The sequence below is a fragment of the Dietzia sp. B44 genome (genome assembly GCF_014145245.1).
Lineage (GTDB): Bacteria > Actinomycetota > Actinomycetes > Mycobacteriales > Mycobacteriaceae > Dietzia > Dietzia natronolimnaea.
The window spans coordinates 1-6,202 of sequence record NZ_JAALEF010000151.1; the positions used below are offsets into that span (position 1 = coordinate 1).

The 6,202-nt window shown below is 67.7% G+C and carries 12 protein-coding genes; 11 read left to right on the forward strand and 1 reads right to left on the reverse strand.

Features of this window, described 5'->3' with window-relative positions; genetic code table 11:
* Positions 1–213, reverse strand: a 213-nt coding sequence (locus tag G6017_RS06010) for a hypothetical protein (protein WP_182616449.1), incomplete at its 3' end; no start/stop codon positions are given.
* Positions 214–759: 546 nt separating this feature from the next.
* Here G6017_RS06010 and rpsJ point away from each other — a divergent pair.
* Genes rpsJ through rpsQ form a run of 11 tightly spaced genes read left to right on the forward strand, consistent with a single transcriptional unit; the run spans position 760 to position 6,154 of the window.
* A complete protein-coding gene (rpsJ, locus tag G6017_RS06015; protein ID WP_003938093.1) occupies positions 760–1,065 on the forward strand; it encodes a 30S ribosomal protein S10 in 306 nt (101 codons plus the stop codon).
* A gap of 52 nt (positions 1,066–1,117) precedes the next feature.
* Positions 1,118–1,783 (forward strand): 50S ribosomal protein L3, encoded by a 666-nt coding sequence (gene rplC / locus G6017_RS06020; protein WP_179525925.1) that lies wholly within the window; start codon positions 1,118–1,120, stop codon positions 1,781–1,783.
* Positions 1,780–2,478, forward strand: a complete 699-nt coding sequence (gene rplD / locus G6017_RS06025) for a 50S ribosomal protein L4 (RefSeq protein WP_182609299.1) — start codon at positions 1,780–1,782, stop codon at positions 2,476–2,478. Before rplC ends, rplD begins: the two co-directional genes overlap by 4 nt.
* Positions 2,475–2,777, forward strand: coding sequence for a 50S ribosomal protein L23 (gene rplW / locus G6017_RS06030; RefSeq protein WP_179525923.1), 303 nt, complete (start codon positions 2,475–2,477; stop codon positions 2,775–2,777). Before rplD ends, rplW begins: the two co-directional genes overlap by 4 nt.
* 31 nt (positions 2,778–2,808) lie before the next feature.
* Positions 2,809–3,645, forward strand: a complete 837-nt coding sequence (gene rplB, locus G6017_RS06035; protein ID WP_107757059.1) for a 50S ribosomal protein L2 — start codon at positions 2,809–2,811, stop codon at positions 3,643–3,645.
* A 14-nt stretch (positions 3,646–3,659) separates the two neighbouring features.
* Positions 3,660–3,941 (forward strand): 30S ribosomal protein S19, encoded by a 282-nt coding sequence (gene rpsS / locus G6017_RS06040; RefSeq protein WP_017838195.1) that lies wholly within the window; start codon positions 3,660–3,662, stop codon positions 3,939–3,941.
* Positions 3,938–4,378, forward strand: a complete 441-nt coding sequence (gene rplV, locus G6017_RS06045; protein WP_179525922.1) for a 50S ribosomal protein L22 — start codon at positions 3,938–3,940, stop codon at positions 4,376–4,378. The genes rpsS and rplV overlap by 4 nt, the downstream gene beginning before the upstream one ends.
* A complete protein-coding gene (rpsC, locus tag G6017_RS06050) occupies positions 4,379–5,212 on the forward strand; it encodes a 30S ribosomal protein S3 (RefSeq protein ID WP_179525921.1) in 834 nt (277 codons plus the stop codon). It abuts the gene before it with no gap.
* Positions 5,213–5,214: 2 nt separating this feature from the next.
* Entirely contained in the window at positions 5,215–5,631 is a 417-nt protein-coding gene (rplP, locus tag G6017_RS06055) for a 50S ribosomal protein L16 (protein WP_017838198.1), read from the forward strand.
* Positions 5,631–5,861, forward strand: a complete 231-nt coding sequence (gene rpmC / locus G6017_RS06060) for a 50S ribosomal protein L29 (protein WP_017838199.1) — start codon at positions 5,631–5,633, stop codon at positions 5,859–5,861. The genes rplP and rpmC overlap by 1 nt, the downstream gene beginning before the upstream one ends.
* A 17-nt stretch (positions 5,862–5,878) precedes the next feature.
* Positions 5,879–6,154, forward strand: a complete 276-nt coding sequence (gene rpsQ / locus G6017_RS06065) for a 30S ribosomal protein S17 (protein WP_179525920.1) — start codon at positions 5,879–5,881, stop codon at positions 6,152–6,154.
* Positions 6,155–6,202 lie beyond the last annotated feature (48 nt).

Sequence of the window (6,202 nt, forward strand, 5' to 3'; positions counted from 1 at the left end):
CAGAGCGGTCACGGCCACCGCGGCGACCTGCTCGGCGGTCGCGGCGTGTTCCGGGCGGCGGGGCCCGCCGACCCCGTGTCTGCGGTCGACCTCCTCGAGCGCGCGGAGCATCTCGTCCGGGTCACCGCCCTTGTCCGGGTGGTGGCGCAGGACGGCTTGGCGACGATCCCGCTTGTAGGCGGCGGGGTCGCGTGGTTCGCGTCGGCTGTTCACGTGGGGCTCTCCTGGGTGACGAGGCGCATGGGCGCTGATGGCTCGACGCTACCGAAGTCGCGGCACGCGGGCGCGGCATCCCCGACCCGTCGGCCCCGGCGATTTTGATCCCGTGGGGTACGTGCGGCATACTGGTCGAGTTGCCCGGACAAGGCGGCGAACTCGTGTGGCCCCCGGGCCCCGCGATCGCCGGGTTGGTCGGGCGAGCACGACCGGGGCGGGTGAGCGATCACCCGCCGGAAAAGTGGGAGGGCGACACGCCCGACCGCGTGGACGCGTCGTGACACATCAACAGCGGCAGCGGATCGGTTCCGCCGTCACCCTCGCCCCGCGGGAGTGCGGCACTCCGTCCTCTGGAGGGCTCGTGGTCGTGTCACGTTCGTGAGCGCGCGACGGCGGTCCTCCACGACGAAGCACCGATGCATGTGACCGGGCGGTAGACGGTCAGACGGTGTCACGTATGACAAGCGAACACAGAAGTGTCCCCCGCGCAGCGAGGGCGCTCACGACAGCCGCCTTCAGGGGCGGGGGGAGAATGAGGACGAAGTGGCGGGACAAAAGATCCGCATCAGGCTGAAGGCCTATGACCACGAGGCCATCGACGCCTCGGCGCGCAAGATCGTCGAGACGGTCACCCGTACGGGAGCTCGTGTCGTCGGCCCGGTGCCGTTGCCGACCGAGAAGAACGTGTACTGCGTCATCCGCTCGCCGCACAAGTACAAGGACTCGCGCGAGCACTTCGAGATGCGCACCCACAAGCGGTTGATCGACATCCTCGACCCCACGCCCAAGACCGTGGACGCGCTCATGCGCATCGACCTGCCTGCCAGCGTCGACGTCAACATCCAGTGACCTCCGACCGAGCAGCGGTCAGCAAGCAACGTGCAGCGGAGACAGTGAACAGATGAGTACTACCGAGATCAAGGGAATCCTGGGCGCGAAGCTCGGCATGACCCAGGTCTTCGACGAGAACAACCGGGTCGTCCCGGTTACCGTCATCAAGGCCGGGCCGTGTGTAGTCACCGGGATCCGTACAGAGCAGACCGACGGCTACAACGCCGTCCAGATCGCGTTCGGCGCGATCGACCCCCGTAAGGTCACCAAGCCCGTCACGGGCCAGTTCTCCAAGGCGGGTGTGACCCCGCGTCGCCACCTGGCGGAGATCCGGCTGGACAACGCGGAGCAGGCCGCAGCCTTCGAGCTGGGCCAGGAGCTCGGCGCGGATGTGTTCTCCGACGGCGCTTTCGTCGACGTCACCGGGACCTCCAAGGGCAAGGGTTTCGCCGGCACCATGAAGCGTCACGGCTTCCACGGACAGGGCGCCTCACACGGCACCCAGGCCGTGCACCGCCGGCCCGGTTCCATCGGTGGCGCATCCACCCCGGGCCGCGTGTTCCGGGGCAAGAAGATGGCCGGCCGCATGGGCAACGAGCGCGTGACCACCATGAACCTCAAGGTCCACAAGGTCGATGCCGAAGCCGGCGTCCTCCTGATCAAGGGCGCCATCCCGGGCCGCAACGGCGGCCTCGTGATGGTCCGATCCGCAGTGAAGGGCGGTGCGCGCGCATGACCACGACGGAGAACACCGTGAATCTCAAGCTTGACGTCCGTACCCCGGCCGGTTCGGCCGACGGGTCGGTCGAGCTGCCCGCCGCGATCTTCGGCGTCGAACCCAACCTGGCGCTGATGCACCAGGTCGTCGTGGCTCAGCTCGCCGCGGCGCGGCAGGGCACGCACTCGACCAAGACCCGCGGCGAGGTCCGTGGCGGTGGCCGCAAGCCGTTCCGCCAGAAGGGCACCGGCCGCGCCCGCCAGGGCTCGACCCGCGCCCCCGCCTACACCGGCGGTGGCACGGTCCACGGTCCGAAGCCGCGCGACTACTCGCAGCGCACCCCCAAGAAGATGAAGGCCGCCGCCCTCCGCGGTGCCCTGTCCGACCGGGCCGCCAGCGATCGTATCCACGTGGTCACCGAGCTCGTCGAGGGTCAGACCCCGTCGACGGCGGGCGTGCGGGACTTCCTCGGAAGCCTGTCCGGTCGCAAGAAGTTCCTGCTCGTCGTCGGCCGCGAGGACGTCGCCGCGTGGCGCTCGGTGGGCAACCTGGACCACGTCCATCCCATCGCTCCGGATCAGCTCAACACCTACGACGTGCTGCGTGCAGACGACGTCGTGTTCACGGTGGAGGCACTGGACGCGTTCGTCTCGCAGGCCAGCAAGCGTGCCGCAGGCACGGATAACACCGCCGCGAAGGAGGCCGACAAGTGAGCACCGTCGCCGATCCCCGGGACGTGATCCTCGCCCCCGTCGTCTCCGAGAAGGCCTATGGCCTGCTCGAGCAGGGCGTGTACACGTTCCTGGTCGCCCCGGACGCCAACAAGACGCAGATCAAGATCGCCCTCCAGGAGATCTTCGGCGTCACGGTGGAGTCCGTCAACACCGCCAACCGTCAGGGCAAGCGTAAGCGCACCCGCACCGGGTTCGGACAGCGCAAGAGCACCAAGCGCGCCATCGTGACCCTTGCGGCCGACAGCAAGCCCATCGAGATCCCGGGTCTGACCGCCTGACGGCGGGAAGAGTTAAGGACGAGAGAACCTCATGGCTATCCGCAAGTACAAGCCCACGACGCCCGGCCGTCGCGGCTCGAGCGTCTCGGACTTCGCCGAGATCACCCGCTCGACGCCCGAGAAGTCGCTGCTTCGCCCACTACACAAGACCGGTGGCCGTAACGGTCACGGTCGGATCACCACCCGTCACAAGGGCGGTGGCCACAAGCGCCAGTACCGTGTCATCGACTTCCGTCGTAATGACAAGGACGGCGTCGACGCCACCGTCGCCCACATCGAGTACGACCCCAACCGCACCGCCAACATCGCCCTCCTGCACTACGCGGACGGCGAGAAGCGGTACATCCTGGCCCCGCGGAACCTCAAGCAGGGCATGAAGGTCGAGTCGGGTGTCGGTTCCGATATCAAGGTCGGCAACAACCTGCCGCTCCGCAACATCCCCGCAGGTACCGTCGTGCACGCCGTGGAGCTCCGTCCCGGGGGCGGTGCCAAGATGGCACGCGCCGCCGGTGCCGGGATCCAGCTGCTCGGCAAGGAGGGCGCGTACGCCTCCCTCCGCATGCCGTCCGGCGAGATCCGCCGGGTCGACGTCCGCTGTCGCGCGACGATCGGCGAGGTCGGCAACGCCGAGCAGGGGAACATCAACTGGGGTAAGGCCGGCCGCATGCGCTGGAAGGGCGTCCGCCCGACCGTCCGCGGTGTGGTCATGAACCCCGTCGACCACCCGCACGGTGGTGGCGAGGGTAAGACGTCCGGTGGACGTCACCCCGTCAGCCCGTGGGGCCAGCCCGAGGGCCGGACCCGCAAGCCCAACAAGGCGAGCGACAAGATGATTGTCCGTCGCCGTCGCACCGGTAAGAAGCGTTAAGGAGGGAAACTAGGATGCCTCGTAGTCTCAAGAAGGGTCCGTTCGTCGACGAGCACCTCCTCGCGAAGGTGGACGCGCAGAACGACAAGGGTACTCATCAGGTCATCAAGACCTGGTCGCGTCGCTCGACGATCCTGCCCGATTTCATCGGCCACACGTTCGCCGTCCATGATGGCCGCAAGCATGTGCCCGTGTTCGTGTCCGACTCCATGGTGGGTCACAAGCTCGGCGAGTTCGCGCCGACGCGCACGTTCAAGGGGCACATCAAGGACGATCGGAAGAGTAAGCGCCGATGAGCACTGATACCAGCAAGACCGCCGAAGGCACGGTGCAGGACGAGCAGCAGCTCTCCGCCCGGGCCACCGCCAAGTTCGTCCGCGTCACGCCCATGAAGGCGCGTCGTGTGATCGACCTGATCCGGGGCAAGGACGCCTCCGACGCGTTGGACATCCTGCGGTTCGCCCCGCAGGCCGCCAGCGAGCCGGTGGGCAAGGTCCTCGCGTCCGCCATCGCGAACGCCGAGAACAACCTCGACCTGGATCCCCGGACCCTGGTCGTGTCGGCTGCGTTCGCCGACGAGGGCCCGACCCTGAAGCGGTTCCGGCCGCGTGCCCAGGGTCGTGCGTTCCGAGTGCGCAAGCGCACGAGCCACATCACCGTCGAGGTGACCAGCGTGCCCGAGAAGGCCGGTTCCACCGGCCGGGGTCGTCGTAACCAGGGAGGTGCCCGCTAAATGGGACAGAAGATCCAGCCGCACGGCTTCCGTCTCGGCATCACCTCGGACTGGACGTCCAAGTGGTACGCCGACAAGCAGTACGCGGACTACGTCGCCGAGGACATCAAGATCCGTCAGCTCCTGTCCAAGGGCATGGAGCGGGCCGGCATCTCGGGCGTGGACATCTCCCGTACCCGCGACCGCGTCAACGTCGACATCCACACCGCCCGGCCGGGCATCGTGATCGGTCGTCGTGGCGCCGAGGCCGACCGTCTCCGCGGCGAGCTCGAGAAGCTCACCGCGAAGCAGGTCCACCTCAACATCCTCGAGATCAAGAACACCGAGGCCGACGCCCAGCTCGTGGCCCAGGGCATCGCGGAGCAGCTCTCCAACCGCGTGGCCTTCCGCCGCGCGATGCGTAAGGGCATCCAGTCCGCGATGCGTCAGCCGCAGGTCAAGGGCATCAAGGTGGTCTGCTCGGGTCGTCTCGGCGGTGCCGAGATGTCGCGTTCGGAGCGCTACCACGAGGGTCGCGTCCCGCTTCACACCCTGCGTGCCGAGATCGACTACGGCACCTACGAGGCCAAGACGACCTTCGGTCGCATCGGCGTCAAGGTGTGGATCTACAAGGGTGACGTGGTCGGCGGTCGTCGCGAGTCCGATCAGTACGCCCAGTCCAGCAACCGCGGCGGTGCCGACCGAGGACCGCGCCGCGAGCGTGGCGCAGGCCGGCCGCGTCGTTCCGGCGCCCAGGGCACCACGGCCACCAGCACCGAGACCGGCCGCGCCGGTTCCGGTCCGGCTGCCGAGGCCCCCGCCCAGGCTCCGCAGAATCAGACCAGGGAGGCGTGACAGTGCTTATCCCCAAGCGCGTCAAGCACCGCAAGCAGCACCACCCCGGCCGTAGCGGCGGGGCCAAGGGCGGCACCAAGGTGACGTTCGGTGAGTACGGCATCCAGGCTCTAGAGCCGGCGTACGTCACCAACCGTCAGATCGAGTCCGCGCGTATCGCGATCAACCGCCACATCAAGCGTGGCGGCAAGGTGTGGATCAACATCTACCCCGATCGCCCCTTGACCAAGAAGCCCGCCGAGGTCCGCATGGGTTCCGGTAAGGGATCCGTCGAGTGGTGGGTCGCGAACGTCAAGCCGGGTCGCATCCTCTTCGAGATGTCGTACCCGAACGAGGAGACCGCACGCGAGGCGCTGCGCCGCGCGCAGCACAAGCTCCCGTGCAAGACCCGTATCGTGACCCGGGAGGAGCAGTTCTGATGGCTAGTGGAACCACCGCCCCCGAGTTGCGTGAACTCGACGCCGATGCGCTCACCGCGCGTCTTCGTGAGGCCAAGGAGGAGCTGTTCAACCTGCGCTTCCAGATGGCCACCGGTCAGCTGACCAACAACCGTCGCCTGCGCGTCGTCCGTCACGACATCGCACGCATCTACACCGTCATCCGCGAGCGCGAGCTCGGGTTGTCGGCGGCGCCGGGTGATGCCAAGTGAGTGACAAGGAAGCAGCCGTGACTGAGGCCAGCGAGAACACCGAGCGCAACAGCCGCAAGGTGCGGATCGGGTACGTCGTGTCCGACAAGATGGACAAGACCATCGTCGTCGAACTCGAGGACCGCGTGAAGCACCCGCTCTACGGCAAGATCATGCGCCGTACCGAGCGTGTGAAGGCGCACGACGAGACCAACGACGCCGGTGTCGGCGACCGCGTGCGGATCATGGAGACCCGCCCGCTGTCCGCCACCAAGCGCTACCGCGTCGTCGAGGTCCTGGAGCGCGCGAAGTAGGAGAGTCGCTCCACTCTCACCCCCGGCCCGGCCCCGACTACTCGGGGC

Bases quoted from the DNA above. Each gene is read 5' to 3' on its own strand.
- rpsC (WP_179525921.1), top strand. From the start codon at position 4,379: ATGGGACAGAAGATCCAGCCGCACGGCTTCCGTCTCGGCATCACCTCG.
- rplC (WP_179525925.1), top strand. From the start codon at position 1,118: ATGAGTACTACCGAGATCAAGGGAATCCTGGGCGCGAAGCTCGGCATG.
- rplV (WP_179525922.1), top strand. From the start codon at position 3,938: ATGAGCACTGATACCAGCAAGACCGCCGAAGGCACGGTGCAGGACGAG.
- rplD (WP_182609299.1), top strand. From the start codon at position 1,780: ATGACCACGACGGAGAACACCGTGAATCTCAAGCTTGACGTCCGTACC.
- rpsS (WP_017838195.1), top strand. From the start codon at position 3,660: ATGCCTCGTAGTCTCAAGAAGGGTCCGTTCGTCGACGAGCACCTCCTC.
- rplB (WP_107757059.1), top strand. From the start codon at position 2,809: ATGGCTATCCGCAAGTACAAGCCCACGACGCCCGGCCGTCGCGGCTCG.
- rpmC (WP_017838199.1), top strand. From the start codon at position 5,631: ATGGCTAGTGGAACCACCGCCCCCGAGTTGCGTGAACTCGACGCCGAT.